Here is a 26,938-nt window from a genome sequence, read left to right on the forward strand (position 1 = left end):
GGGCAGTCTTTTTTGTGTGAAAGGAATTAAAAGTTGAACACAAAAATCCCTCGCACAATCGAAATTGTACGAGGGAGAACCGATTAATTATGCATTTTGCTGAGGAACACGGATTGTCCAACGCGAGAAGTCGGGCTCCTCTTTAGAAATCATTTCAGTTGGATATACAAATGTCCAAGGCTTCGTTGTATTCGCATTCACAGGAAGTGAACCGATATCAAACGAACCGCTCGCTACGACTTCACCGGTAGCGTCGATCAATTCAAGTGGCAACTTCTCGATATTAATTTGTTTGGAGTGGCCATTGCGGATGAAGACAGATGCAGCGATGCTTCCATCTTCTTGCTTTCCAACTTGGAATCCAGCGATGTTTACTTCACGCGGTTTCAACTTGGGTAAGTTCCCGACAACTTCTTCAAGTGCTGCTTTTTGCTCGGCTGGAAGGCTTGTCTCCCAAGATTCTTCAAGTTCTAACTTGTGAGGCACCATTGACTGGACGTTGAACGCAAGTTTCCAGTTTTCTTTAGGCGGTTCTTCAACAAAAAGATTTTCTTTCGTGAAGACGAATACCCAAGGGCGTGCACTACGTGGAGCGATCTCTCCAAGCTCACTTAAGTCGAATTGTTGAGATCCGAGTGTTTTACCTTCTTCATCCATCAGCATTAGTTCCACTTCACCAATTGTAATTGTTTGGTCTAATGAAGAACGGAAAAATGCTTTGACCAAAAATTCACCTGTAGCTGGTTCAACGTCAATATCGATACCAGACAACGAAATTTGGTTTGGTTTGAGAGTCTCAAGCTCGTTTGCAAGGAAACGGAACACGTATTCTTGTTCTTGCGGCAATTCCCACGATGGGTGAAGGGATAACGCTGTTTCGATATCCTCATCACCAGCGGGTCCGCCAGTACCAGCCATTAGTTCTTCAGAACCGATTGTACTGTCGCTACCTGTCTTTTCGGTCTTTTTAAACAATGAAAGAAATTTCATGAGTTAACCTCCTGTGATTGTTGTTCTTGCTGTTCTGTCAGGACTTTCATGAACTGAATGACTTCAGAAGCAATATCCCGACGCAGCTTTTGATAATGTTTGCCGAAGAGTTCTAATCCTTCACGTTGATAAATTCGCATTGGATCTTCTTGCCCGTAAGAGCGAAGTCCAATTCCTTCTTTCAACCGTGTCATCACTTCTAGATGCTTGACCCACATTGTATCGATGTGGCTCAGCATAACTTGTGGAATAAGTTGGTTCACTTGCTCATTATCCTCAAATGATTGGATGTATGCAACCAATTCGTCGAGAGGCTCAGCATAAAACTTAACAATTTGTGTTGGTTTTTCAAATGTAAGGGGCAGATGAATAGGTGTACGCAGCAACGAATTCATCGTGCGCTCAATACGCTCGTAATCCCATTGATCCGAAGTTTCCCCTTCTGGACAGCTGTCGAATACGACAAACTCAGTAGTTTCTTTCAACATCGTTTGCAAGAGTCCCATCACATCATTGCGATCTAGGACATTATCACGAAGTCCATATAATACGTTTCGCTGATCGTTTATCACGTCATCCAATTTCAAGTTGTACTCACGCATCGAGTAGTGAGCCCCTTCGACAATACGTTGGGTACGCTCTGTAAGCTCATTGACGTCTTTGTTACGGACTAAGCCATCGTCGTCGGTTTCTACTTTCTTTTCAAACTTTTCTATATCATCTTTAGCAAAGCGTTTGAACATATCATCTTCAAGAGACAAGAAGAAACGGGATTCCCCTTTGTCCCCTTGGCGACCTGAACGTCCACGTAGTTGGTTGTCAACACGTCGGCTTTCATGCTTCTCAGTACCAAGTACGAAGAGACCACCGATATCTTCTACCCCTTCGCCGAGTACGATGTCAGTTCCGCGTCCCGCCATATTTGTCGCAACCGTAATATGACCTATTTGACCTGCATTAGAGATGAGTTCGACTTCTTGCTCAACACTTTTCGCGTTCAACAAGTTGTAATCGAGTTTGTGTTCATCTAAATACTCGACAACTTGTTCCGATTGCAAAATTGAAGTCGTTCCGACAAGTACCGGTTGTCCAGATTTGTGACGTTCGGCAACTTCTTTTGCCATTGCTTTGTACTTTTGTTCAATCGTTTTAAAGACAAAGTCTTCTTGATCGACACGTTGACGAGGACGGTTTGTCGGAATTTGGATGACTTGCATGTTATAAACTTCACGGAACTCTCTTTCCTCCGTTTTCGCAGTTCCTGTCATACCGCAAAGTCTTGGGTACATGCGGAAATAGTTTTGAATGGTAATTTGTGCTTGAGCTTTGTTTTCATCTGTAATCGGAAGACCCTCTTTTGCTTCAATCGCCTGGTGAAGACCGTCAGACAACGTCCGCCCATCCATAATACGTCCGGTAAACATATCGACCAATTCAATCTTCTGGTCACGAACGATATAGTCAACGTCCCGTTTGAAAATGACATAAGCACGAACCGCTTGAATCATATAATGGTAGAGTGTCTGATGCTCGAGGTCATATAAGTTATCAACACCAAACGCCTTTTCAACTTTTTCAATACCTGTTTCAGTTAACGATGTCGATTTGGTTTCATCGTCAAAGTCAAAATCTACACCTTGTTTGAAACGTTTTGCTAGGCGAGCTGCAATCATATGGAGATCTGCATCTGCTTGCATTTTACCCGCAACAATCAATGGCGTTTTCGCTTCGTCAATCAACACACTATCGACTTCATCAATAATTGCGTAATGATAGGGACGCTGCACTTTTTGGCTAATATGCTGTGCCATGTTGTCGCGCAAGTAGTCAAAGCCAAATTCAGTACCGACTCCGTACGTAATATCCGCATTATACGCTTCTTTCTTTTCAAGCCCTTGCATCATCGGCACGTTCAATCCAACTGTTAGGCCAAGGAAACGATGGATTTGTCCCATCTGATCGAAGTCACGACGGGCAAGGTAGTCATTCACTGTAATGATATGAACGCCTTTACCTTCGAGAGCACGTACATAAGAGGGAAGGGAAGCAACAAGCGTTTTACCTTCTCCTGTTGGCATTTCTGCGATGTTCCCTTCAGTCAGCACCATGCCGCCGATTAACTGTACGTCAAAATGCCGCATGTGGAGAACTCGTTTTGAAGCTTCACGTACAACTGCGAATGCTTCTGGGATAATCGCTTGGACAGTTTCACCCTTTGTGAGGCGTTCTTTGAATTCATTCGTTTTTTCAGCAAGTTGTTCATCTGACAAGTCGACATAATTAAGTTCTATTTTATTTATACGATCAACGATTTTTCGGTATTTCTTAAGCTGTCGATCACTGGTTTGGTTTGATCGTCTAAAAATGGATAGCATATAGTTAACGCTCCTTTATATTGTCCATTCAACGGACACGACTCTATTTTATCAAACAAGAGCGGAAAAGACTAGAAGTGCTTGAAAGAACGTGTTAGATATTAGGATTAAACCGAATGAATAGCGGGTATTGGAGACTAATTCAATTGTTTTTCATAGAAAAATTGTTTCACAGAGTGCTTTCTTTCTATGGGCGTGTTATAATACGGTAGGCTTAAACTAAAATCGAGTACTACAGGGAGGAAGGACATGTTATTCCTTGCAATGGCTGCCGCGTTCGTTGGCGCCATCATACTAACTCCACTTGTCATAAAATTCGCGTTCCGTATAGGGGCGGTTGATAGACCGAATTACCGCAAAGTCCATGCTGCGGTTATGCCGCGTATTGGTGGTCTTGCGATATTTGGAGCATTTTTAATTGGGTATGCAATATTGTTACCTAAAGATGAACACGCTGTCGGAATCTTGATTGGCGCTGTGATCATCATCGCAATCGGGTTCTTCGATGATATGCTGGAAATTACAGCGAAAGCAAAAGCATTAGGACAGTTAGTTGCCGCAATTGTGGTAATGACAGTCGGAAATCTACAAATTGATTTCATTAACTTACCATTTCTCGGACAAATTGACTTTGGTTACTTGAGCATTCCAATTACGATCCTTTGGATTGTCGGTGTGACGAATGCCATTAACTTGATTGACGGGCTGGACGGACTGGCTGCAGGCGTTTCGACAATTGCGCTTATCTCCATTTCAGTCATGGCACTCATCATGGGCAATACATTCGTACTTGTTACCGCAGCAATTCTTGCGGCAAGCGCACTTGGATTTTTACTGTTCAACTTCCACCCCGCAAAAATCTTTATGGGGGATACGGGATCGTTATTCTTAGGATTCATGATTTCTGTACTGGCGCTTCTTGGATTCAAGAACGTCGCAGTCGTGTCACTCGTCATTCCAATTATTATGCTAGGTGTACCGATTTCTGATACATTCTTTGCGATTGTACGACGCATTCGTATGAAACAATCGATTACAGCACCCGATAAATCCCACTTGCATCATTGCTTGTTGCGTGCAGGGTTTTCACACAGGCAAACCGTGCTCGTCATATACGGCATTGCCATTCTTTTTGGAATTGCAGCAGTATTGTTCTCGCAAGCGACTGTATGGGGAGCGATTTTGTTACTTTTCGTCATCTTACTCGCTATCGAATTGTTCGTAGAAATCATCGGTCTCGCTGGTACAAATTACCGCCCGATATTGAACCTAGTCCGTATGATCGGAAAATAATTAAAAAAGGCTGTCCCAAGGATACTACTTGGGACAGCCTTTTTTATGGTTCAAAATCAAATTAAAACGCGAGAGGAAGGGTGCCTCTCGCGCGTGTTTGTTCATTCTTTAATTAGCATCTGTACCTTCTGAAGGGGAAATAACGACACGATTCGTCCTTCCTTCCGAAGAAGTTTCATCATCTACATTGGGTGTTAAAGAAGAAATCAATCCTAAGTGTGATTGAAGGATCAATCGCTTCTGTTGAAGATCTTCATCTTTCAACTTCCAATAGTATACTCCAGTCGACCAATCGTCATCACCTTCAAGTGTTAACGTATCGACGGATGGCATTCCGCCTTTTGCATACTCTAAGAAAGACAACATCTCTTTGTACTTCATATCCGTTTTAATATTATCTCCAAGTGCATCGATTACATCTCCAAATTTCGTAATGGCAGTAGGAGTTTTCGCTTGGTCCATCATCGCCTGGATAATCATTTGCTGACGTTTGCCGCGCTCAATGTCATTATCGAGTTTACGCGTTCTAGCAAGTGCAAGAGCATGTCGGCCGTCTAATACTTGAAGACCTGGCATTAAGTGGATCGTTCCTGCATCGGTTTCATCTTTTTCGATTCGTTCATAGGGAACTTCGACTTCGACTCCGCCGAGTGCATCCACTACATCGATGAACGCGTTGAAGTTCGTTTTGAAATAGTAGTCAATCGGAATGTCTAACATTTCTTCGACTGTTTCAATCGTGGCCTTTGTTCCACCATAAGCATTCGCGTGCGTAATTTTATCTTTATAATCGACTTCTGGAATATAGACGTAAGAATCACGTGGGATACTGAGCAGTTTGACCGTCTTTTGTTTAGGATTCAACGTAGCGACAAGCAATGCATCCGCTCGGCTGTTGCTGTCCCCCTGTTGACGGTCGTCACTGTCATCCACACCAATCAGTAACACTGAAACATTGTCTTTCGCAGGTTGGATGCTGTCCTCTTTTAAAGTCGTTCGGGGAGTGCGATCTTGAATCGGCTCATACGCTCTATCTGCAGCGAGTTCAGCCTTCTTGTGAAGTGTGACTCCGTAAGCTGCAATTGTCAAAAAAGCTGCAATCGTCAACACAAGCCCTATCTTCAAGACAAGTCTTGATTTTGAAGAGCTTCGCTTAGCTTTTTTATATTCATTTCGTTTCATATTCTATTTAGCCTCCGTTAATCCGTCCTTAATGTTGAACTCCAACATAGTGGAGCAGATGCTGTCAAATGATGGCGATGGCACTATCTGTCGAATGAGCTGTTTAGTTGCAATTATCAACAGTATACTATCTTTACGGAAGCGCGTACACCTTTTCAGACAGAAAACTCCAAGAATTTCTGTTCACCGTCAGTAATCTCGCCTTGGCCGTTCGTTAAATCTGCGATCCAAGTATGGAATGTATCTACGTCAACCACTGGAACCAATATGAATAATGTCACATGTTCTCCGTACTCGATATGCTCAAGGGGCCATGCAGATTGACGGACTTCATTTTCCACTTTCCCAAGGGCTGTGTAGTCGACTGTCACGCACATTGTATGATGAAGTACCCGTAAAACGGTACCCGCTGCTGCAACCCCTTCAGAAGTTGAACGTCCATATGCACGTATGAGACCACCGCCGCCAAGTTTAATACCGCCAAAATAACGTGTGACAACGACAGTTGTATCTTTCAAACCTTGTTTTTTTAGTACTTCCAGCATCGGGACACCAGCTGTACCTGAAGGCTCTCCGTCATCATTTGCTTTTTGAATATTATCGTGTTGCCCTATTAAATAGGCAGAGCAATTATGGTTAGCCGAAGGATGCGCTTGTTTTATTTCCTGAATGAAGTCAAGAGCCTTTTGTTCAGTTTCCGTCCGTTTTACGGATGTGATGAAGCGAGATTTATTAATGACGATTTCCGATTCACTTTGTTGTTTTACGGTCTTATAGTCCAAACTCATTGCAAGCCCTCCTTAATTTGTAATACAATTTTAATATGTTATGGGCATTAAGATGCTATACTAAATAAAGTGTATAGTGAATCCAATGTAATCGCAACAGCCTATGGATTCGAATAGGAGATTTAAGCATCGGTGGGAGTGTGAACAATGGATAAGGCGGCAATCGATATTCAAAAGCTTGAAGGTATTTTCGATAGCATGGTGAATGTAATGGATCAGTCCAAGAATGACATCTTCATGATCAGTGAGCAAAGCCGTCGAAGTTTTGAATCCATGCAACGTGAGCTCGTTCTTGTGAAGGAAGATATTTCCCGGGTAATAACCGAAGGAGATCACCTGGAAGAAATGACACGTCACTCACGCAGAAGGCTCGCTGATGTCTCGAAGAACTTTGTGGATTACTCGGAACAAGAAGTGCGAAAAGCGTATGAAGTTGCAAATGACCTTCTTGTTAGACTGTCCGTGAACAGGATGGAAGAAAAGCAATTACGTATTCAACGCGATGATCTGGACCGTCGTCTAGCGGAACTGTTGGAGACGATTGAACGAGCGGATCAGCTCGTCAACCAAGTATCCACGGTGGTCACTTACTTAACTTCGGATTTGAAGAACGTAGGGGAAGCGCTTGAGACAGCCAGACATAAGCAGGACTTTGCGATTCGGATCATTCAAGCACAAGAAGAGGAACGTAAACGGGTATCAAGGGAAATCCACGATGGCCCTGCTCAAATGATGGCCAGCGTGCTCATTCGTTCTGGACTCATCGAAAAGGTATATGAGCAAAAAGGTCCTAAACAGGCACTTGAAGAGTTTCAGGATTTAAAAGAAATGGTACGAAGTTCATTATATGAAGTACGACGTATTATTTATGATCTTCGCCCAATGGCGATCGATGATCTCGGTGTGATGCCGACATTGAAAAAGTACTTATCCACTCTTATGGAATATGAACCCGATGTGCGTATTCACTTTCAAAGCATCGGAGAAGACCGCCGATTCGAGTCGAGTTTTGAAATCGCGGTGTTCCGCTTAGTTCAAGAATCTGTAACGAATGCCATAAAACACGGGAAGAGTCGTGACATATGGGTGAAAGTTGAATGGTTACGGGAGACAATGAATGCAATTGTAAAAGATAACGGAGCAGGATTTGATCAAAACGAAGTAAAAGAAAAATCATTTGGGATTATTGGGATGAAAGAACGCATTGACTTGTTGAAAGGCGATTTTAAAATCGTTTCAGAAGTTGGTAAAGGGACAAGCGTATTCTTTAAAATTCCGATTAATCCTGGTAGTATAGGCAAATAGAGGCTTTGGAGGGAACGAACATGACAAAAATTTTGATAGTAGATGACCATCAATTATTCCGTGAAGGAGTCAAGCGTATCCTTGCGTTTGAAGATACATTCGAAATTGTCGCAGAAGGCGATGATGGTAGCGAAGTATTCACTTTGTACGAAGAGCATAAACCAGAAGTAGTACTTATGGATATCAATATGCCACGCATGAATGGGATTGAAGCAACTGAACAATTGATGACCAAATACCCGGATGCGAAAGTCATCGTATTATCCATCCATGACGATGAGTCATACGTTTCTCAAGCACTGAAAACCGGAGCACTCGGATATATGTTGAAAGAAATGGACGCGGATGCAATTGTCCAAGCCATTAAAGTTGTAGCAGCAGGCGGATCTTATTTACACCCGAAAGTTACGCATAACTTGGTGACTGAATATCGCAGATTGAGCGAACGGGAGTACAAAGGCTCGTTCCATCAACACGAAATCCGACGACCTTTACATTTGTTGACGAAGCGGGAATGTGAAGTACTTCAATTGTTGACGGATGGTCAAAGTAACCGTGCCATTGGAGAGACATTGTTCATCTCTGAAAAGACTGTAAAAAACCACGTTTCAAGTATTTTACAAAAAATGAGCGTTAACGACCGGACACAAGCCGTTGTCACAGCAATTAAAAATGGTTGGGTTGAAGTGAAGTAATACTACATGTATAAAAGGACCTCCAATCGGATGGTCCTTTTGCTATGAAAGGAGAACAATCATGAAAAAAACAACAGGACTTATCGGAGTGGCATCGCTTGCGCTACTGCTTAGTGCTTGCAGCGGTGATGATGACAGCGCCAAAAAGAATCCAGGTTCAATCGACGACGGGGAACAGACTAATGAATATGGTTCCATTGATCATGGAGTTACAGATAAGGGCGATAAAGCTAACGAAGACGGCGATGATGTTGGATTCAGTTTAGATGGTGGTAGTATTGAAGAAGCGGCAAACGTACCAGCTGAACAAAAGGAAGCGATTGTTCAAGCGTTCAATCAATACATTGATACGTTGAATGAAGGTGATGTGGATGCTTATCTTGAATCCCTTTCTTCAGATGGATATGATCTGGACGATGAAAGAGCGGCTACCGAAGAATTACTCGCTACTCGAGAACTGACACGTACACCAACAGAACTCACAATCGTGAAGTACTCTGAGGAAGAAGCACAAGTATTTACAACAATGGAAACTACAGTGAAAGATAAAGAAAGCGGCAAACAAGACGTCAGTAAAGGACGTCAAGTGACTGTGATGACAAACGAAAATGGTAAATGGAAAGCGAAAGCGGTCCATTACATTGGTGACCCGGAACCTCAATGATTAAAACAGATGTCAAACAGTGGATCAGATCAAGGTGATTACCTTTGATTTGATCCACTGTTTTTTTTGTTGCATTTATCTTTAAAGTGACATAGAATATGAAGTAAGAACATGCGTTCTATTAGGAGGTGGAGAAATGCCTGCATTAAAAAGTGAAGTGATCCCTTATTTGGAGAATATGATTTACTTGCCTATGGTTTTGACGATTTTAGAGAGGGATCGATTGCTTATTCAGCACGGGGATTTTAAATTGAAAAAACCGTATTTAGGGCTCGTGGATGGTGTCGCTAAACGCGTACACAAAGAGCTTGGAAATACGGCCGCATATTTACGTATGAATCAATTAACGGTTGTAAAGGGAAAAATGGATGACATTTTTACAGAGTACATTTTTGTCCATGACCGTCAGGAGGATTGTCGAAGATACTTGAATATACGCTTACGCAATCGAACAGAGGAATTGCTCACTCAGTATCTTCGGCAACCGGGTATTTAAACAATCCTTCCTGCGCAAGAAACGTTCTAGGTCGCTGCAACAAAAATTGTTTTTTTGCAAAATCTCGTTCCAATAGAGCGGCAAAAGCGAACTGACGCCACATAGTAGGGGTAGACACGTTCACTTTTATTTTATATCCATTTTCCAGCAAAACTGAACATCCGACGCTTTCTTCTTGAAAGTCAGCAATTGAATGATAGGAGATCCAGACGTTCTCTTCTGAATTAGGAGACATTGTCGGAAGAAAGATATAAGGCGTGTCGAATGCGTGCGCAACAACGATTGGTGTCTTATGGCGGTTGCCGAGTGCAAGGCGAGCCGTTAATGTACGTGTTTTTAACGAAGCACCATAAAGTTCACACGTTTTTTTGACGATTTGAATCGGTTTTTTAGGAAGATCGAATTCGGCATGACGTTCAATCACGCGTGTAGTTAATTTATAACCATCTCGAATCGGTTGTAACACAAATGTATCGGAATTAATCAGGTAATTCTCGGTTTTTTTTCGTGAATGCATCCTACTCACTCCTACTCACTAAGTAATAATTCCTATTATATAGGAAAAATAATGGAAAGCAATCGGTAAAAACGAAATAATCAGAAATAAAATACAAAAAAACTCTGCATTTGTCATTTCTTGAAACCTCATGTTGAAAAGGATTCAAAAAATGGAGCAAATTAGCAGAGTAGTTGATTACTGTTCTTGATAAGTGAGAGCTGCAGCCCCTAACGTTTTAGCAGCAGATAACATTGCAGATTCGTCAAAGTCGAATCGTGGGTGGTGATGAGGAAACGGTTTTTCAGGTTGTGCACCAGTGAAGAAGAACGTGCCCGGAACGTGTTCCAAGTAGTAAGCGAAATCTTCTCCGCCCATTTGAGGGATTGTTTCGATTACATCTTTTACTCCTGGAACTTCTTTTGCAACATCACGCAAAAAGGCTGTCTCTTTTTCATGGTTTACGACAGCTGGATAGCCGCGTGTATACGTAACATTGATTTCGCAGTTGTTCATAAGTGCGGTTCCGTCAGCAATTTTTTGTATCTCTGTTTCCATAAGATCCCGAATTTCAGGAGAAAACGTACGCACAGTGCCTTTGAGCTCGGCTTGGTCAGCGATAATGTTGAATGCGTTGTCAGAGACGAATGAGCCGATTGAAAGTACTGCAGATTCAATAGGATCGACACGCCGTGAGACAAGCTGTTGGAAGTTAGTTACGAGTTGGGAGGCAATCACGATTGCATCTTTTGTTTGGTGCGGAGAAGCACCGTGACCACCTGCGCCTTGAACCGTGATTTCAATACGGTCTGCAGCGGCCATGATCGGGCCACTTACGTATTGAATTGTGTTCGGCTCCATCATCGACCACAAGTGTGTACCGAAAATAACATCTACACCGTCCAGACAACCATCTTCGATCATTGAAATGGCACCGCCTGGGGCATATTCTTCTGCGTGTTGGTGAATGAAGACATATGTACCAGAAAGTTCACCTTTTAACTCATTGATTGCTTTAGCAAGGTGTAGCAAGGTGGATGTGTGGCCATCATGACCACATGCGTGCATGACGCCAGGAACGGTTGATTTGTAAGGGACATCTTTTTGGTCTTGTATCGGCAGTGCGTCAAAGTCAGCTCGAAGTGCAACGGTTTTACCGGGTTTTCCGCCTTCGATACGAGCGACAACACCATTTCCGCCAACGTTGCTCCTAAATTCTACCCCTAACTTCATATAGAAATCTTGGATGTATTGTGCAGTATTCGTTTCTTGGAATGACACTTCTGGATGCTGGTGCAAATAGCGACGAACGCTGACCATGTCATCAAAAGAGTTGTCAAGTAGTGTGTAAAGTTTTTCGTTCATAAGAGACAGCTCCTTTTTTGAATCTGGTATCCAGTATATCAGTGCCTATATAAACTCGCAATTGTTTGATAACGAAAAAAGAGGCACGCAGCCTCTTTTCGAATGTTTATTCGTTATCTTGATTATGAAGGGAACTGTAAAATGTTAGATAAGGTGCACTCGTGAAAATATGAAATGCTGGTCCCGCAACGATATCTTTACGTGTAGAATCGTAAGCTGCCTCAAACGCTGGGTTATGCTTATATAAATCGAATGATTTGCTGTCATCCCACTCTGACAAAAGAATATACGTATCCGAACCGATGGGGCGTAGCAATCTAAATGCAATAAATCCTGGTGTACTTTCCATCGCCGGATGTTCTCTTTTGAACCGATCTTCAAAAATAGGTTTTCCCTCATCAGAAATAGAAATGTTGTTTAATGCGAAGAATCCATGTTCTTGGAGTTGCCCCACTTCTGCAACAACTTCGTATCGATTTGGTGTCTGGAAGACTGTTTTGTCTTCTGTTTCGTGTAGCAATTGGGATCCGCCATTGCCATGCATTAAAATCATTTTCTCGCCTGGGTTCTTCTTTTTTATCTTCTCCATAAATTCCGCAGTGCCGCGTGTAATGTATACATTTTTCATAAAAAGTATCCTCCTTGGCTAATCTGTACAAATGTTTCCTCGTTATTAGTTATTTCCCCGGAATCCTACTCCTAAAACAAAGCATGTCAAAACAATGTCCGATTGTAGCACAAATTTATGACAATAGGTGTATATTGCTATACAACCCAACAGTTTACGTCTATATTGAAAACGATAAGCTACACGTAAATTGTCTAATTAGGTTCGCTAAACAAAGAATGGGGGATTTTGTTCATGGCTATAGTAAATGATACGCTTCTTCGGGCTGCTCGTGGAGAACATATTGATCACACACCGGTTTGGTACATGCGTCAGGCAGGAAGATCACAACCTGAATATCTGAAAATCAAAGAAAAGTATTCACTAGAAGAGATTACACACCAACCTGAATTGTGTGCATATGTGACAAAGTTGCCTGTCGACCAGTATGGAGTCGATGCTGCAATTTTATATAAAGATATCGTCACACCCCTTCCAGGAATGGGCGTAGACGTTCAGATTAAGGCGGGAATTGGACCAGTTATTTCGAATCCGATTAAAACAGTGGCGGATATTGAAAAACTGACAGCAATGCATCCAGAAGATGATATTCCATTCGTGCTGGAAACGATTCGTATATTGACGGAAGAACAATTGGATGTACCACTCATCGGATTTGCAGGAGCACCATTCACACTTGCAAGTTACATGATCGAGGGCGGTCCTTCGAAAAACTATGCACGTACAAAAGCACTTATGGTGTCTGAACCACAAGCCTGGTTCGCACTGATGGACAAACTTGCGGATACGATGATTGTCTATGTGACTGCACAGGTAAAAGCGGGTGCGTCTGCAATTCAACTATTCGATTCATGGGTTGGAGCATTGAATGTATCGGATTACCGTATTTTCATCAAGCCAGTGATGGAACGTATTTTTACAGAACTGCGTAAATTGAATGTTCCTTTGATTACGTTTGGAGTAGGTGCAAGTCACCTAGCAAACGAATGGCACGATCTTCCTGTGGATGTAGTCGGATTGGATTGGAGACTTTCTATTAAAGAAGCTGGTCAACGCGGATTAACAAAACCGCTCCAAGGGAATCTTGACCCTACATTGCTGCTCGCAGATTGGTCCGTCATTGAAGAACGTGCCAAAGTAATCATTGAACAAGGGGTTGCACATGGCAACCACATCTTCAACTTGGGGCATGGAGTCTTCCCGGAAATCGAGCCTGCCAAGCTGAAGAAACTTACTGAACTGATTCACACATATAGTGCAGAACTACGCGCAACTAAAAACTAATCTTGAGGTGAACAATATGGGAAAACGCACAATGGGACTTTTAGTAATGGCTTACGGAACACCTTACAAAGAAGAGGATATTGAGTCGTATTACACACATATCCGTCGAGGACGTAAACCTGCACCTGAGCAACTTGAAGATTTGAAAAATCGTTATGAAGCGATTGGAGGCATTTCACCACTTGCACACATTACTGATGGTCAAGCGCAAGCACTTTGTGATGCGTTGAACCAATCACAAAATGAGATTGACTTCAAACTATACATTGGTTTGAAGCACATCACACCATTCATCGAAGATGCAGTAGACCAGATGAATAAAGACGGCATCAAAGAAGCGGTCACTGTCGTACTGGCTCCTCACTATTCTACATTCTCAGTGAAATCATACAATACACGTGCGAAAGAGGAAGCGGACAAATACGGAATTTCTATTACTTCTGTAGAAAGCTGGTATAAGCAACCAAAGTTCTTGAAGTATTGGGAAGAAAAGATCCGCGAAACTTTCGACAGCATGAGCGAGGCAGAACGCGAAAAGTCAGTTCTTGTTGTATCTGCACACTCACTTCCACAAAAAATCCGTGAAGCAGGCGATCCATATCCCGATCAGCTGGAAGAAACGGCTAAGCTCCTTGCAGAAGCTGCTGATGTGAAAGAATACGCAGTTGGCTGGCAAAGTGAAGGACAGACTGGCGAGCCATGGCTTGGGCCTGATGTACAGGACTTAACACGCGAATTAAACGAGAAAAAAGGGTATACGTCATTTGTCTACACACCAGTAGGTTTTGTTTCGGATCACCTAGAAGTCCTTTTTGACAATGACTACGAATGTAAAGTAGTTTGCGACGAAATCGGAGCAACATATCACAGACCAGCTATGCCAAACACGGATCCACTCTTTATTGGCGCAGTTGCTGATGCAGTAATGGAAAAAGTAAACAAGTAAGTTGTGTAAAGGACGTGTGAAGGTAATGGACGAACAGCGTAAAAAGATTGTCATTGCGGGAGGCGGCATCACGGGTCTTTCTGCGGCATTTTACATGCAACAATTCATACGAAAGCAGAATCTTCCCATCGATGTAATCCTCGTGGAAGCAACCAACAGACTTGGTGGTAAGATCCAGACTGTCCGACGCAACGGCTATATTATAGAACGCGGTCCAGATTCCTTTTTGATAAGAAAGAAAAGTATGGACCGTCTTGCAGAAGAGCTCGGCATCGCTGATCAGCTCGTGAAAAATGCAACAGGACAGTCGTATGTATTACTGAATGATGAATTGCATCCTATTCCAGGCGGGTCGATTATGGGTGTACCGACAGAAATCGGACCTTTCCTTAAAAGTAACCTGTTTTCCTTAACTGGGAAGTTGCGTGCTGCAGGGGACTTTTTCTTACCGCGATCTGACATTAAAGGCGACCAGTCGCTTGGCGCCTTTTTCCGTCGACGTTTCGGAAATGAAGTCGTGAATAACTTGATTGAGCCGTTACTTTCCGGAGTCTATGCAGGAGATATTGATAATATGAGTATGGAGTCGACGTTCCCTCAATTTGTCAGTGTAGAAGAAAAACACCGGAGTCTCATTTTAGGAATGAAGAAAACTCAACCGAAGCCTGAACAGCTCCCGAACAAAGGGCATGCTGCCAAGAAAGAAGGTGCGTTCCACACTTTCCGAAATGGTCTCGAGACAATCGTAGAAGCTTTGGAAGAACAGTTGCCTGAGGTGAATTTCATCAAAGGCGTTCGGATTGAGAAAATCGATCAAGAGGAAGGTCGCACATTTGTTACACTCAACGAAGGCTCTGTGATTGAAGCGGATGCCATCGTTCTTACAACAGGTCATGCAGTCGCTCGTCAATTATTCGAGCCATATGGCGTTTTACAGGAGCTGGAAGAGGTCAAAACCTCATCCGTGGCGACGATAACACTCGCATTTCCGGCGGGTGCTGTAGTCCAAGATAAGGAAGGCACCGGCTTCTTAGTCTCCCGCAGTGGCGACTATTCGATTACCGCATGTACCTGGTTGAATCGGAAATGGCCGTCAACGACACCTGAAGGAAAAGTGTTGTTGCGTGCATTTGTCGGACGAATTGGTGAGGAAGCCATCGTTGATTTACCAGATGATGAAATCGAGGAGATTGTCCTAGGTGATTTAAGGAAAATCTTTGAAATCAATGAAGATCCTGAGTTCTCGATCGTCACACGCTGGAAGGATGATCGTCCTCAATACCGGGTTGGTCATAAAAAACTCATCGCAGACGCGAAAGAACAATTACGTACCGCATTTCCGAACGTAGAGCTCGCAGGCGCATCGTACGAAGGCGTCGGCTTGCCAGATTGCATCGATCAAGGGAAAGCAGCTGCGGAACGTGTTATGCAGCGATTGACTAAGTAAATTTGAATGACAAGAAAGACCTCCCACAGCCGAATCCGGCATGTGGGAGGTCTTTTTGGTTTGTTTTTACTGACTATCCGTTTAGCAGTCTAACAATTTTGGCATTGTCCGACACTCAGCACCGGTTCTCCATCACTCCTGGAGACTTCTCGATCAAGCCTATGGATTTGTCCGACACCTAGCCGAGTTTCTCCGACACCTAGCTGGATATCTCGATAACGGGATACAATTCAACTGCATTAAGGGATTAATTAGTAGCGCTGCGCTTGATTTTATTAGAGCAGTCGTCTGAAAGGTTAGTCGTCATGGACTCAATAGGATAATGGCATTGTCGGACACTCCGCACCGGTTCACGATCACTCATAGAGACTTCTCGATCAACCCTATGGACTTCTCCGACACCCAGCCGAGTTTGTCCGACACCTAGCTAAATTTCTCGATAACGGTATACAATTCAACTGCATTAAGGGATTAATTGGTAGCGCTGCGCTAGATTTTATTAGAGGAGTCGTCTGAAAGGTTAGTCGTCAAGGACTCAATAGGATAATGGCATTGTCCGACACTCCGCACCGGTTCACGATCACTCATAGAGACTTCTCGATCAACCCTATGGATTTGTCCGACACCTAGCTAAATTTCTCGATAACGGGACACAATTCAACTTCATTAAGGGATTAATTGGTAGCGCTGCGCTTGATTTTGTGGAGGAATGATTTTGTGATATTGTCTCTCACATACTAATTAGGGAAAGTGGAACAACCAAATCTAACAAGAATCTGTTTATTTCAGCGTAGGATGGCGACTCCTGCGGAATACGCGAAGAACGAAGACCCCGCAGACATCAACACCGTTCATTTAATCCTTATCCAACACAAAAAAACTGCCACAGAAGTCAGGGTGTACTGACGTTCTGTAGCAGCCAATCGATCTGAACTATAACAGCAACTCGTTATTCTGAGCACGATGGACATTTTGTTTGATAGCACTCATGTTGTTCTTCCATCTGTTCACCGCAAGTAACACACTGTTTCGGAGGCAAATTCTTAAAAAATTCAACGACGTTTTCAATCATTTCTCATCCGCTCCATTCATTTTGTGGTAGTACTACTTTGTCCAGTGACGAGTGTTGTACAACAGAGGCGACAAAAAAATTGGTCCTGCTCAGCTCCTTTGTACTAGCACTTTGACTTGTTATTCATAGTGTATTATAACAGACGAGCATTTGTCAATAGTTTTTGAACAATTTAGAAAAATGGTTCCATTTTCACATAGAGCTATCCTTCAATTTATCCACTAACAATCGCAGTACTCATGCATCACGAAACGAGAAAGGATATGGTAGAATGGCAATATGAGCTTCATATAAAGGAGAGAGCCGAATGCGTTTTGTAGATAACCAAGGTATTACAGATCCACGGATTAACCTAGCGATTGAAGAATATGTGTTGAACACTATGGATACTGATGAGGATTCATACTTGCTGTTCTATATCAACGAACCGTCCATCATTATAGGGAAGAACCAAAACACAGTGGAAGAAATTGATACAGAGTACGTCGACGCAAACGGGATCCATGTTGTGCGAAGACTTTCTGGTGGCGGCGCGGTATACCATGACAAAGGGAACTTGAACTTCAGCTTCATCACAAAAGATGATGGACAATCATTCCGTAATTTCAAAAAGTTCACGGAGCCTGTTGTGGAGGCACTCGCTAAGATGGGTGTAAAAGCAGAGTTACTGGGACGCAATGACTTATTGGTCGATGGTAAAAAAGTTTCCGGGAATGCGCAGTTTGCAACGCAAGGGCGCATGTTTAGCCATGGTACGCTTATGTTTGACACGGAAATTGAAGAAGTCGTTAATGCGCTACGTGTGAAAAAGGATAAGATCGAGTCCAAGGGGATTAAATCGATTCGCAGTCGCGTCACGAATATCTCGGAACACATGGACAAGACGATGACAATTGAAGAGTTCCGTATGCAGATTTTGATATCGATTTTTGGTGGGGAAGAGAACATCCAATACAAAGAATTGACAGAAGAAGACTGGAAGAACATTCACCTTTTGTCGAAAGAGCGTTATGGCAATTGGGATTGGAACTATGGCCGTTCGCCAAAATGTAACGTGCAGCACTCCCATCGGTTCCCGGTCGGCAGCATTGATGTCCGTCTGCAAGTCGAAAAAGGGACGATCCATGAAGTGCACATATTTGGTGACTTCTTCGGGATCGGCAGTGTCGCTGAAATTGAAGAACGCCTTGTGAATTGTCAATACGATCGCGAATCCATTACTGCTGCAGTCAGCACACTTGATATACCAAAGCTGCTTGGTGGTATTACGCAAGAAGAATTTGTGAATCTGATTTATTAACATCCAAACAGACTCCTTCCTCCCATATGGGACAAGGAGTCTGTTTTTCGTATGTGTGAACAAGGCGATTGAAGCGAATTTGCGTTATACTTAACCTACTTGTGAAGGGGGCGCGGATCTATGGAGAAACACCGGATTTTTATCGTTGAGGATGATCGTAAAATCGCGGAACTGCTAGCAGATACACTGAGGAAATACCAGTATGACGTAGCCGTTGCAGAGGATTTCGATCAAATAGCAGATGAATGCTTGTCGTTCGATCCACACCTGATTTTACTAGACATCAACTTGCCAACGTATGATGGTTATTACTGGTGCCGTCAACTAAGAACGCAAACGACGTGTCCAATTCTGTTCATATCGGCACGTTCAGGAGACATGGACCAAGTGTTTGCACTCGAAAATGGCGGGGATGATTTTATTACCAAACCGTTCCATTATGACGTGGTTCTAGCGAAGATCAGAAGCCATTTACGTCGATCGTTTGGCGAGTATGCTCCTGCACAATCGGAACGGATTGTAAAAGCGGGCACGCTGACGCTTTTTGCAGAACGTATGGAACTGCAATCGGGCGACAACATTGTTCCTTTGCAGAAAAAGGAATGCATTATATTGGAATTGCTAATGGAGGCCGCCCCAAAAGTGGTATCTCGTGAGACACTCCTTGAGGAATTATGGGACGATCAGTCGTTTGTAGATGAAAACACATTGAACGTCAACATTGCTCGTGTTCGAAAAAAACTCGCGGATTTTGATATTCTCTCAACCATCGATACTGTGCGCGGCGCAGGATATCGATTTGTATTGGCGCATGAAGAAGAATGAACAAATACAAGTTATTCATTAAAGAGCACGTACCGTTTCTGTTATTCCAAGTTGTGCTTCTGCTGTTCATCGTTCTATTGTTTTGGCTTGATGGAGTGCAGGACTGGAGCACTGCAGTCTATGCAATTTTAATGGGAATCATGTTAACGATCGGCTATTTGCTTGCGAAATTCATCCTACGTCGGTCTTTTTATGAAGTATACGAGCGGGAGCCGGGTCGTATGGAAGATGCGTTAATCGGTCGTCCTCAAACACCGGAGCATCGAATGACGGCGCAATATATGCGGAAATTGTACAAACTGTATCATAGTGACGTGCAAAAGCTCGATGCTGCACAACATCGGCAATTGCATTTCATTAATCAGTGGGTGCATCAGATGAAAACCCCGATTTCGGTCCTTGGACTGCTATTGCAAGAAGAAGAGATCGATCGGAAAAGTTTTCATGAAGAGTTGGACCGGTTGCAAGATGGGCTGGATGCGGTGCTTGTGAATGCCCGGCTGGAGACGTTTGAAGATGACATGCGAATTGAACGCGTCGTGTTGGAGGATCTTGTTCGACAAGTGGTGACGGATCACAAACGATTGTTCATCACAAACAGTGTGTTTCCTGAAATCCATGTGGATCCAGCATTTGTCGTGGCAACCGATCCGAAATGGATGAAAATCATACTTGGACAATTCCTCACAAACGCTGTGAAATATACGTTTGAAAAAGGGAAAAAGGTCTACGTGACCACCCACAATACATCTGAAGGAATTCGATTGACGGTACAAGACGAAGGAATCGGGATTCCTGAAACCGATGTGAAGCGAGTGACAAGAGCATTTTTCACCGGTGAAAACGGCAGGAAAACGGGTGAATCGACAGGGATGGGATTGTATATCGCATCTGAAGTGAGCGGGCGGCTCGGGCATACGCTGACAATTGAGTCGAAAGTGGGCGAAGGGACAGCAGTGACTGTGTTGTTCTCAAATGGAGAGGCGGTAGAAAACGATGGCACGAAAAATCGTCGAATTGACGGAAGTGACGAAAATTTATGAAGGCAAAGTGATGCATCGAGCGTTGAACCGTCTAGATTTTGAGGCGGAACAAGGGGAATTCATCGCCATTATGGGTCCTTCCGGAAGTGGCAAGACGACGTTGCTCAATCTGATATCAACGATTGACTTGCCGACATACGGCAGAATCGCCGTGAATGGGATTGAACCGGAAACGCTGAATCAGAATGATCTGGCGTTATTCAGAAGACGGAATTTAGGGTTCGTCTTCCAGACCATTAACTTACTGCAAATGCTCACTGTGGAAGAAAATTTAGTGTTGCCGCTGACGCTCGATCGGGTGGCGGTACCTGAGATGAAACGAAGAATTGCAGCGCTTGCGGACAAATTGTCATTGAACGAAATTTTATCAAGACGGCCGGATGAGTTATCAGGTGGTCAGGCACAGCGCACTGCTGTCGGACGTGCATTGATTCACGAACCGGAACTAATTTTAGCGGACGAACCGACCGGAAATCTCGACTCGAAATCTGCACGGGATGTATTGGAATTATTATCGAAAATTAATAAAACCGCAGGCACAACGATTATTATGGTGACACACGATCCGCTTGCTGCCAGTTATTGTGATCGTGTGTTGTTCATCAAAGATGGCGAGTTTTTCAATGAACTATACAAAGACGAACAGCGCCGGACATTTTTTCAGCAGATTTTGAACGTGCTGTCATTGCTCGGAGGGAACGTTAATGACCTTTCGTCAGTTCGCATACCGTAATGTCGTTCGGAATCGACGCATTTACGCAGCATTCTTCATGGCCAGTGCGTTTTCAGTTATGGTATTTTTCCTCTATTCGATGCTGTTATTCCACCCTGCGATGGAAGAAGGATTTGTGCAGGAAATTGCGTCCACCGGGATGATGGTCGCAGAATTTGTGTTGTTCATCTTCTCCCTGTTTTTCTTGTTTTACTCGATGCGAGCGTTTTTACAAGCCCGTACAAAAGAGTTCGGCATTTTGCTGTTACTAGGCATGGCAAGAAGTCAGCTTCAGCGACTCATCTTTCTTGAAACGATGCTGATCGGTGGGGTCGCGATCATTGCTGGAACGTTTCTTGGATTTATGTTCTCAAAATTCTTCTTGATGATTGTGAGGGAACTCATCCAAGTTCCAACGCTCCCCCTGTACTTCACATGGCAACCATTTGTGCTGACAGTCGGTAGCTTTGCAAGTGTATTTGTCATCATTTCTTTGCTCGCACCGATGTTCATCCGCACGGGGGAAGTATACGATTTGTTGCAAGGGGAAGTGGCTGAGCAAGATGCGTATTCGACGTCGAAATGGCGAGCACTTGCTGGGATTGTGTTGCTCGCAGCAACGTATACGATGGCGGTGTATGCCACGAATACATATGTCATCCGCGTCATCTTTTTGTTGCCGGCAGCAGCGGTGATTGGAACGTATTTCTTCTTTAGCGATTCTTTCCCGTATATGATTCAGCTTTTCCGAGCGCGAAAACGTCTTTATTGGCGACCCTTCTGGCTGTTATCTCTATCTGAAGGCGTTGTACGACTGAAAGAGAATGCGCGTATGTTCTTCATCGTCACAATGGTGTCAACGCTTGCGTTTATGTCCGTCGGCTTACTCGCGTCTCTCACATCGTTTGCAAACCAATACCGTGAGATCAACCCTTTAGGACTCGTCTATAAAAGTTATCCCGGTAATGTGCTGGAGCAAATTCACATTCGTGAGCTGACAGACGAGTTGAACGAAAAAGAGATTGATTACAACGTGGTCGCATTCCAGGTGCTAGAGCAAAAATCCTCATTCACCGATATGAACGTGTCAATCGTTCGTCTGTCGAACATTAACGCACTCGGCTATACGTTTGGCTATCCTGCAGTTGACGTAAAAGATGGAGAAGCACTCTTTTTGCCTCAGTCCGTATCTTCCTACCAACAATTGAAAGAACGCACTGTCAAAACTTCATTGGAAAAAAGCGGTCTGAAGGTGAATATATCGGGAGCGTACCCACACCAGGTATTTCCGCCGAATGCAATCGGCGCCAATGTGATTATTGTCTCAGACGCGGATTTTGAACGGATACTGATGGGGGAAGGCGGCGGGGAATCCTCGTTGTTCCGCTATTATGCTTTCAACATCGCAGACTGGCAACAGACGAAAGATATTGGGCGTGGGCTCCATCAAGACGAAGTACAATCCATGTTACTAGGCGCGGAATCCGGAACGCTGTTTTCGTTCGGTAATCCGGGCTTAAACTATTCCATCATCCGCACGACATTCTCGTTGTTGCTATTCATGGGATTAATGCTCGCCGCAGTGTTGTTCCTCGCTGCAGGTAGTTTCGTCTATTTCCGTTTGTATACAACGCTTGACCGTGACCGCAGACAATTTGACGTGTTACGCCGCATGGGGATTACGGATAAAGAATTGAAAAAGATTGTGAATCGACAATTACTCCCCCAGTTCTTCATTCCGTGGGGAGTGGCATTCGTGCATAGTGCGTTTGCATTCCTAGCGCTTCAAGTCATATGGGATGCACTCGCAGAAATTTCAATCGCAAAAGAGTTGACGCTTGTGTTAGGTGGGTTCGCGGTCTTACAGATCTCTTATTTCTACCTCATACGCTGGCGTTACCTCTCCCACATTCGGACACCGGAATAATCTCCGGTGTCTTTTATTATTGCGATAAAATAGTTGGAAGTTAAAATGTCGTAAAATAAAGGCTATTGAATTATTTAAATTTTTCTTATATACTAATAGTTGATGATAATGAATGACTATTCATTCAATAACGAAGGGTGGCAAACCGATGAATTTAGTAGAAAGAGTCCGTGCAACCGCTAAATCTCAGCCTGGAAAAACAGCTTATCACTTCACAGGCAAGGATACCTCTTACGCAGAATTTGACCAATCAGTCGCACAATTTGCATCCGCTTTACAAGACTTAGGGGTGAACAAAGGCGATCACGTCGCGTTATTACTCGGCAATACGCCACACTTTCTTATTTCGCTATACGCAACAATGCGTTTAGGGGCGACTGCAATTCCAGTCAATCCAATCTACTCGCCAGACGAAATCTCGTATATTTTGCAAGATAGCGATGCAAAAGTGGTGATTGCGCTCGAACAGTTACTACCACTCGTTGAAGCAGCTGCTGTTCAACTTCCAGCGGTCGAGCACTATATTGTTTGTGAGACGACTGAAGAGACTAGTGAGAAAGTGCATGCGTTATCTGAGGCGGCAAAAGCGAAAACGCATCTATTCACACAACTAGTAGCAAGTGGTAAGCCGGACATGGAGCCAGTTGCAGTAGATGAAAATGAAACCGCTATCATTTTGTATACGTCTGGAACGACAGGACGTCCAAAAGGTGCCATGCTGACACACCGAAACTTGTATTCAAATGCTAGTGACGTTGGAGAATACCTTGGCTTTTCGTCAAGCGATCGAGTTGTCGCAACGCTGCCGGTGTTCCACGTATTCGCACTGACGGTGGTTGTAAACGCACCTCTCGTCAAAGGTGCAACGATTGTCCTGATGCCAAGATTCAGTCCAGCTGAAGTGTTCAAAGCTGTAAAAGAACAGCAGGCGACAATCTTTGCGGGTGTGCCAACGATGTACAACTTCATGGTGCAATATCCAGACGCGAAGCGTGAAGACTTTTCATCGATTCGACTCGCGATTTCAGGCGGGTCATCCCTTCCAGTTGCGCTACTTGAAAACTTCGAAGAAAAATTCCAAGTGAAAGTGTCGGAAGGTTATGGTTTGTCAGAAGCGTCTCCCGTGACGTGTTTTAATCCGCTCGATCGGGAACGTGTTCCGGGTTCAATCGGAACGTCAATCTTGAATGTGAAGAATAAAGTCGTCGATGAGCTTGGAGATGAAGTGCCTGCCGGACAAGTTGGTGAGCTCATTGTCCAAGGCGACAATGTCATGAAAGGCTACTATAAAATGCCTGAAGAATCAGCCGCCGCTCTTCGCAATGGATGGTTGTATACGGGAGACCTCGCTAGGAAAGATGAGAATGGCTACTTCTATATCGTCGATCGGAAGAAAGATTTGATCATCGTAGGCGGATACAACGTCTACCCGCGCGAAGTCGAAGAAGTGTTGTTCACGCATCATGACTTAGTCGAAGCAGCAGTGCTCGGCGTACCGGATCCAGATTTCGGTGAAGAGGTACTTGCGTATGTGGTCGCAAAAGAAGGAGCCCATGTGACTGAACAACAGCTGATCGAGTTCTGTGAGAAACGTCTCGCCAAGTACAAAGTACCAAAGCACATCGAGTTTTTGGATGAATTGCCAAAGAATACGACAGGGAAAATTTTGCGTCGTTCCCTGAAGGATTATGTGAAAGCTTGAATTATAGGGAGAGACAGCAGAGGATGCGGACGCATCCTCTGTTTTATTTTTTCGACGAGGAACCCGCCCGTTCCCGAGGGCAACCCGCTCGTTTCGTCGAGGAACCCGCCCGTTCCCGAGGACGACCCGCTCATTTCGACGAGGAACCCGCCCGTTCCCGAGGACAACCCGCTCATTTCGCCGAGGAACCCGCCCGTTGCCGAGGGCAACCCGCTCGTTTCGACGAGGAACCCGCCCGTTCCCTAAGGCAACCCGCTCGTTTCGTCGAGGAACCCGCCCGTTCCCGAGGCCAACCCGCTCGTTTCGATGAGGAACCCGCTCGTTTCCACCAACAACCAACCCACTCCTGCGGCAAACTACCTTCTTGAACCCATCCCCAAGCTCGCGTCCAATAAACTTTTCCCAAATTCAAAACAAGACCAAACTTAATTTGTGTGCTCCGCTTCGCTACGCATTTAGGGACGGGAAATGAGGGAAGCTAGATGTCTCTAGGGAACGCGCCAATATTCTCAGTTAATCACTGGATTCGAACGGGTAAGCTCTCAAAATCCCCTCGAATAATCGCCACCTAAAATTTCAGAAAAATTAAAGTTAACACACTTGTCAAAACTCATGTCATTAATGTCGATATAAACAATATATACTAGAAGTAGGAAAATGGGGGGTGCCTTATGAAGAAGTCGGTGAAAGGGAAATTGAACGTTGTGTTCGGAACCATTTTGGTCTTGATACTCATCCTTGGAAGTATAGGGGTGTTCAGTTCGTACAGATTGAATGCGAACACAAAGGCGATTAATGAAGGGGTTCTGCCGAAGGTTCAATACAACAATGACTTGGAGCAAACTGTGCAGCAGATTTTGAGTAATATGCAGCGTCATCTCGTGTCAAAAGACCGGCCATTTGAAGAGAAGTATGAAGCGGAAATTGCTACGAATCAAGAAGAGCTGAAAGCGACTGAAATGGCTTACGAAAAAGTACTTGAATCTGATGAACAACAAGCATTCGACGTGGTTCAAACCCAACTAGATACATACAACAGTCAAATCAATGACTTGCTGAAAATGAGCGCGGCGGGAAATAAACAAGAAGCGATTCAAAAATCCTATGAAACCGGGATTACAATCGATGCCATCAGAGAAGATCTTCTTGAACTTGAGAAGACACATAAGAACGAGCTAAATGCAATTGAAGAAGAAGGAAAAGCCTTATACTTAAGCGTTTTAATTACAATGATTGTCGGTGCCGTTCTGGGTCTGGTGATCGCAGGGCTCGGTATAAGTTACTTGCAACGTAAAATCCAAATGCCGATTACGATGATTACGAATCGTATGAATGCGATGGCAGAAGGCAAACTGACCTTTGAACCGCTCTCAGTTGGCGATCCGGATGAAATCGGTCAGTTGACACAAGATGCGAACACGCTCTCTGACAACTTGTATCGGATTGTATCGGAGCTACAGACATCGATTTCGACAATTGCATCGACGTCCGGGGAATTGAGCGCTAGTTCGGATGAAACCGCTCAAGCATCCACCCAAATTACAGAGGACATTGTCGACATTTCAGAAGGTTCATCCGAACAAATGGAACATACGCGTTCCACGACGACGATTGTCAAAGAAATTACGCTAGGTATGGAACAGACTTCGACCGCCATTCATAAAGTGTCGGATTTAGCAATTTCAACAACGGAAGAAACACACAACGGGGCAGCTGTTATGGAGAAGACCGTTCAAAAAATTGAGCAAGTCCAAACATCGACGGATCATACTGCGAGTGTAGTAAACGAGCTTTCCAAGAAGTCTGAGGATATCGGGAGTATCGTTGCGCTCATAACCAACATTGCAGGTCAGACGAATTTGCTGGCGTTGAATGCATCGATTGAAGCAGCGCGTGCTGGTGAACATGGAAAAGGGTTCGCAGTCGTTGCGGGTGAAGTCGGGAAGTTGGCGTCGGAGTCTGCAAAAGCGGCTAGTGAAATCAACCGTTTGATCGAAGAGATTCAGATGGAAGTGAAGGGTGTCCAGCAGGCGACGGCAGTGACGAAGTCGAATGTTGCGGAAGGATTGACGATGGCGAATGATTCGGGAAATCGTTTCCGGGAGATCGCGAAAATGATTGGTGAGGTGTCGGCGCAGACGGAAGAGGTGTCTGCGATTAGTGAGGAGATAACCGCGAGTACGCATTCGATGGAGGCACTTGTTGGTCAGGTGGCGGAGTTGTCAGAGCGGTCTGAAGGAAGTGCGCAGAATATTGTGGCGGCTGCAGAGGAGCAGAATGCGACGATGGAGGAGATTTCAGCGAGTGCGCATGTGTTGAGTGATATGGCGGAGTCGTTGAAGGTAATGATTGATGTGTTTGAGTTGGAGACTGGAAGATAGTAGACAGGAGTTGATTTGCACT

At 44.1% G+C, this 26,938-nt stretch carries 24 protein-coding genes; 15 read left to right on the forward strand and 9 right to left on the reverse strand.

From position 1 onward, the window contains the following. Positions 1-87: 87 nt before the first annotated feature. On the reverse strand, positions 88-990 hold the full coding sequence (locus DVB69_RS06790; RefSeq protein WP_116017872.1) for an accessory Sec system S-layer assembly protein: 903 nt from the start codon (positions 988-990) through the stop codon (positions 88-90). Further along, positions 987-3,365: an accessory Sec system translocase SecA2 gene (gene secA2 / locus DVB69_RS06795; RefSeq protein ID WP_116017874.1), complete on the reverse strand. Its 2,379-nt coding sequence runs from the start codon at positions 3,363-3,365 to the stop codon at positions 987-989. The genes DVB69_RS06790 and secA2 overlap by 4 nt, the downstream gene beginning before the upstream one ends. Positions 3,366-3,614: 249 nt before the next feature. Here secA2 and DVB69_RS06800 point away from each other — a divergent pair, with 249 nt between their 5' ends. Next, on the forward strand, positions 3,615-4,658 hold the full coding sequence (locus DVB69_RS06800) for a glycosyltransferase family 4 protein (protein ID WP_116017876.1): 1,044 nt from the start codon (positions 3,615-3,617) through the stop codon (positions 4,656-4,658). Between the two features lie 108 nt (positions 4,659-4,766). Here the strand turns inward: DVB69_RS06800 and DVB69_RS06805 are convergent, their stop codons facing one another. Further along, positions 4,767-5,840: an LCP family protein gene (locus DVB69_RS06805; RefSeq protein WP_116017878.1), complete on the reverse strand. Its 1,074-nt coding sequence runs from the start codon at positions 5,838-5,840 to the stop codon at positions 4,767-4,769. A 155-nt stretch (positions 5,841-5,995) separates the two neighbouring features. Further along, positions 5,996-6,628: a YigZ family protein gene (locus tag DVB69_RS06810; RefSeq protein WP_116017880.1), complete on the reverse strand. Its 633-nt coding sequence runs from the start codon at positions 6,626-6,628 to the stop codon at positions 5,996-5,998. A gap of 147 nt (positions 6,629-6,775) precedes the next feature. Here DVB69_RS06810 and DVB69_RS06815 point away from each other — a divergent pair, with 147 nt between their 5' ends. The 4 genes from DVB69_RS06815 to DVB69_RS06830 all read left to right on the forward strand — a co-directional run bounded on the left by DVB69_RS06815 (position 6,776) and on the right by DVB69_RS06830 (position 9,788). Further along, positions 6,776-7,933 (forward strand): sensor histidine kinase, encoded by a 1,158-nt coding sequence (locus DVB69_RS06815; protein WP_116017882.1) that lies wholly within the window; start codon positions 6,776-6,778, stop codon positions 7,931-7,933. A gap of 20 nt (positions 7,934-7,953) precedes the next feature. Continuing rightward, positions 7,954-8,628, forward strand: coding sequence for a response regulator (locus DVB69_RS06820; protein WP_116017884.1), 675 nt, complete (start codon positions 7,954-7,956; stop codon positions 8,626-8,628). 61 nt (positions 8,629-8,689) lie between these two features. Then, a complete protein-coding gene (locus tag DVB69_RS06825) occupies positions 8,690-9,292 on the forward strand; it encodes a nuclear transport factor 2 family protein (protein WP_116017886.1) in 603 nt (200 codons plus the stop codon). Between the two features lie 136 nt (positions 9,293-9,428). Further along, the gene (locus tag DVB69_RS06830; protein ID WP_116017888.1) at positions 9,429-9,788 is read left to right on the forward strand and encodes a YhjD family protein; all 360 of its coding nucleotides are present in this window, start codon (positions 9,429-9,431) and stop codon (positions 9,786-9,788) included. Here DVB69_RS06830 and DVB69_RS06835 read toward each other — a convergent pair. From DVB69_RS06835 to DVB69_RS06845, 3 genes are all read right to left on the reverse strand, one after another. Beyond that, positions 9,757-10,305, reverse strand: coding sequence for a competence protein ComK (locus DVB69_RS06835; protein WP_116017890.1), 549 nt, complete (start codon positions 10,303-10,305; stop codon positions 9,757-9,759). The genes DVB69_RS06830 and DVB69_RS06835 overlap by 32 nt on opposite strands. A gap of 177 nt (positions 10,306-10,482) precedes the next feature. Next, entirely contained in the window at positions 10,483-11,649 is a 1,167-nt protein-coding gene (locus DVB69_RS06840; RefSeq protein ID WP_116017892.1) for a M20 metallopeptidase family protein, read from the reverse strand. A gap of 106 nt (positions 11,650-11,755) precedes the next feature. Further along, the gene (locus tag DVB69_RS06845) at positions 11,756-12,277 is read right to left on the reverse strand and encodes an antibiotic biosynthesis monooxygenase family protein (protein WP_116017894.1); all 522 of its coding nucleotides are present in this window, start codon (positions 12,275-12,277) and stop codon (positions 11,756-11,758) included. A 234-nt stretch (positions 12,278-12,511) separates the two neighbouring features. Between DVB69_RS06845 and hemE the strand changes: the two genes are divergently transcribed. From hemE to hemY, 3 genes are read left to right on the forward strand one after another with little or no spacing between them, the layout of a single operon-like run. Then, the gene (gene hemE / locus DVB69_RS06850; RefSeq protein ID WP_116017896.1) at positions 12,512-13,561 is read left to right on the forward strand and encodes a uroporphyrinogen decarboxylase; all 1,050 of its coding nucleotides are present in this window, start codon (positions 12,512-12,514) and stop codon (positions 13,559-13,561) included. Between the two features lie 16 nt (positions 13,562-13,577). Further along, the gene (gene hemH / locus DVB69_RS06855) at positions 13,578-14,507 is read left to right on the forward strand and encodes a ferrochelatase (protein ID WP_116017898.1); all 930 of its coding nucleotides are present in this window, start codon (positions 13,578-13,580) and stop codon (positions 14,505-14,507) included. 25 nt (positions 14,508-14,532) lie between these two features. Continuing rightward, positions 14,533-15,954, forward strand: a complete 1,422-nt coding sequence (hemY, locus tag DVB69_RS06860) for a protoporphyrinogen oxidase (RefSeq protein WP_116017900.1) — start codon at positions 14,533-14,535, stop codon at positions 15,952-15,954. Between the two features lie 949 nt (positions 15,955-16,903). On the opposite strand, the gene yhfH is transcribed toward hemY, so the two are convergent. Next, positions 16,904-17,026, reverse strand: coding sequence for a protein YhfH (gene yhfH / locus DVB69_RS06865; RefSeq protein ID WP_081760271.1), 123 nt, complete (start codon positions 17,024-17,026; stop codon positions 16,904-16,906). A gap of 307 nt (positions 17,027-17,333) precedes the next feature. Between yhfH and lplA the strand changes: the two genes are divergently transcribed. The 6 genes from lplA (at position 17,334) to DVB69_RS06895 (ending at position 24,535) form a co-directional block, all read left to right on the forward strand. Further along, positions 17,334-18,326 (forward strand): lipoate--protein ligase, encoded by a 993-nt coding sequence (gene lplA / locus DVB69_RS06870; RefSeq protein WP_116017902.1) that lies wholly within the window; start codon positions 17,334-17,336, stop codon positions 18,324-18,326. 120 nt (positions 18,327-18,446) lie between these two features. After that, positions 18,447-19,151, forward strand: coding sequence for a response regulator transcription factor (locus DVB69_RS06875; RefSeq protein WP_116017904.1), 705 nt, complete (start codon positions 18,447-18,449; stop codon positions 19,149-19,151). Beyond that, positions 19,148-20,194 (forward strand): sensor histidine kinase, encoded by a 1,047-nt coding sequence (locus tag DVB69_RS06880; RefSeq protein WP_116017906.1) that lies wholly within the window; start codon positions 19,148-19,150, stop codon positions 20,192-20,194. Before DVB69_RS06875 ends, DVB69_RS06880 begins: the two co-directional genes overlap by 4 nt. Next, positions 20,148-20,927 (forward strand): ABC transporter ATP-binding protein, encoded by a 780-nt coding sequence (locus DVB69_RS06885; RefSeq protein WP_116017908.1) that lies wholly within the window; start codon positions 20,148-20,150, stop codon positions 20,925-20,927. Before DVB69_RS06880 ends, DVB69_RS06885 begins: the two co-directional genes overlap by 47 nt. After that, positions 20,899-22,833 carry an FtsX-like permease family protein gene (locus DVB69_RS06890; RefSeq protein ID WP_116017910.1) on the forward strand — a complete coding sequence of 645 codons (1,935 nt, stop codon included), beginning with the start codon at positions 20,899-20,901 and terminating at the stop codon, positions 22,831-22,833. The genes DVB69_RS06885 and DVB69_RS06890 overlap by 29 nt, the downstream gene beginning before the upstream one ends. Before the next feature lie 148 nt (positions 22,834-22,981). Beyond that, positions 22,982-24,535: a fatty acid--CoA ligase family protein gene (locus tag DVB69_RS06895; protein ID WP_116017912.1), complete on the forward strand. Its 1,554-nt coding sequence runs from the start codon at positions 22,982-22,984 to the stop codon at positions 24,533-24,535. On the opposite strand, the gene DVB69_RS17460 is transcribed toward DVB69_RS06895, so the two are convergent. Continuing rightward, positions 24,520-24,744 (reverse strand): hypothetical protein, encoded by a 225-nt coding sequence (locus tag DVB69_RS17460; protein ID WP_147300761.1) that lies wholly within the window; start codon positions 24,742-24,744, stop codon positions 24,520-24,522. The genes DVB69_RS06895 and DVB69_RS17460 overlap by 16 nt on opposite strands. A gap of 462 nt (positions 24,745-25,206) precedes the next feature. On the opposite strand from DVB69_RS17460, the gene DVB69_RS06900 reads away from it, so the two are divergent. After that, positions 25,207-26,916, forward strand: a complete 1,710-nt coding sequence (locus DVB69_RS06900) for a methyl-accepting chemotaxis protein (RefSeq protein WP_116017914.1) — start codon at positions 25,207-25,209, stop codon at positions 26,914-26,916. Positions 26,917-26,938 lie beyond the last annotated feature (22 nt).

The sequence above is a fragment of the Sporosarcina sp. BI001-red genome (genome assembly GCF_003384035.1).
Lineage (GTDB): Bacteria > Bacillota > Bacilli > Bacillales_A > Planococcaceae > Sporosarcina.

Coding starts and splice junctions, on each gene's coding strand:
- DVB69_RS06790 (WP_116017872.1), bottom strand. CDS start 990: ATGAAATTTCTTTCATTGTTTAAAAAGACCGAAAAGACAGGTAGCGAC.
- secA2 (WP_116017874.1), bottom strand. CDS start 3,365: ATGCTATCCATTTTTAGACGATCAAACCAAACCAGTGATCGACAGCTT.
- DVB69_RS06800 (WP_116017876.1), top strand. CDS start 3,615: ATGTTATTCCTTGCAATGGCTGCCGCGTTCGTTGGCGCCATCATACTA.
- DVB69_RS06805 (WP_116017878.1), bottom strand. CDS start 5,840: ATGAAACGAAATGAATATAAAAAAGCTAAGCGAAGCTCTTCAAAATCA.
- DVB69_RS06810 (WP_116017880.1), bottom strand. CDS start 6,628: ATGAGTTTGGACTATAAGACCGTAAAACAACAAAGTGAATCGGAAATC.
- DVB69_RS06815 (WP_116017882.1), top strand. CDS start 6,776: ATGGATAAGGCGGCAATCGATATTCAAAAGCTTGAAGGTATTTTCGAT.
- DVB69_RS06820 (WP_116017884.1), top strand. CDS start 7,954: ATGACAAAAATTTTGATAGTAGATGACCATCAATTATTCCGTGAAGGA.
- DVB69_RS06825 (WP_116017886.1), top strand. CDS start 8,690: ATGAAAAAAACAACAGGACTTATCGGAGTGGCATCGCTTGCGCTACTG.
- DVB69_RS06830 (WP_116017888.1), top strand. CDS start 9,429: ATGCCTGCATTAAAAAGTGAAGTGATCCCTTATTTGGAGAATATGATT.
- DVB69_RS06835 (WP_116017890.1), bottom strand. CDS start 10,305: ATGCATTCACGAAAAAAAACCGAGAATTACCTGATTAATTCCGATACA.
- DVB69_RS06840 (WP_116017892.1), bottom strand. CDS start 11,649: ATGAACGAAAAACTTTACACACTACTTGACAACTCTTTTGATGACATG.
- DVB69_RS06845 (WP_116017894.1), bottom strand. CDS start 12,277: ATGAAAAATGTATACATTACACGCGGCACTGCGGAATTTATGGAGAAG.
- hemE (WP_116017896.1), top strand. CDS start 12,512: ATGGCTATAGTAAATGATACGCTTCTTCGGGCTGCTCGTGGAGAACAT.
- hemH (WP_116017898.1), top strand. CDS start 13,578: ATGGGAAAACGCACAATGGGACTTTTAGTAATGGCTTACGGAACACCT.
- hemY (WP_116017900.1), top strand. CDS start 14,533: ATGGACGAACAGCGTAAAAAGATTGTCATTGCGGGAGGCGGCATCACG.
- yhfH (WP_081760271.1), bottom strand. CDS start 17,026: ATGATTGAAAACGTCGTTGAATTTTTTAAGAATTTGCCTCCGAAACAG.
- lplA (WP_116017902.1), top strand. CDS start 17,334: ATGCGTTTTGTAGATAACCAAGGTATTACAGATCCACGGATTAACCTA.
- DVB69_RS06875 (WP_116017904.1), top strand. CDS start 18,447: ATGGAGAAACACCGGATTTTTATCGTTGAGGATGATCGTAAAATCGCG.
- DVB69_RS06880 (WP_116017906.1), top strand. CDS start 19,148: ATGAACAAATACAAGTTATTCATTAAAGAGCACGTACCGTTTCTGTTA.
- DVB69_RS06885 (WP_116017908.1), top strand. CDS start 20,148: ATGGCACGAAAAATCGTCGAATTGACGGAAGTGACGAAAATTTATGAA.
- DVB69_RS06890 (WP_116017910.1), top strand. CDS start 20,899: ATGACCTTTCGTCAGTTCGCATACCGTAATGTCGTTCGGAATCGACGC.
- DVB69_RS06895 (WP_116017912.1), top strand. CDS start 22,982: ATGAATTTAGTAGAAAGAGTCCGTGCAACCGCTAAATCTCAGCCTGGA.
- DVB69_RS06900 (WP_116017914.1), top strand. CDS start 25,207: ATGAAGAAGTCGGTGAAAGGGAAATTGAACGTTGTGTTCGGAACCATT.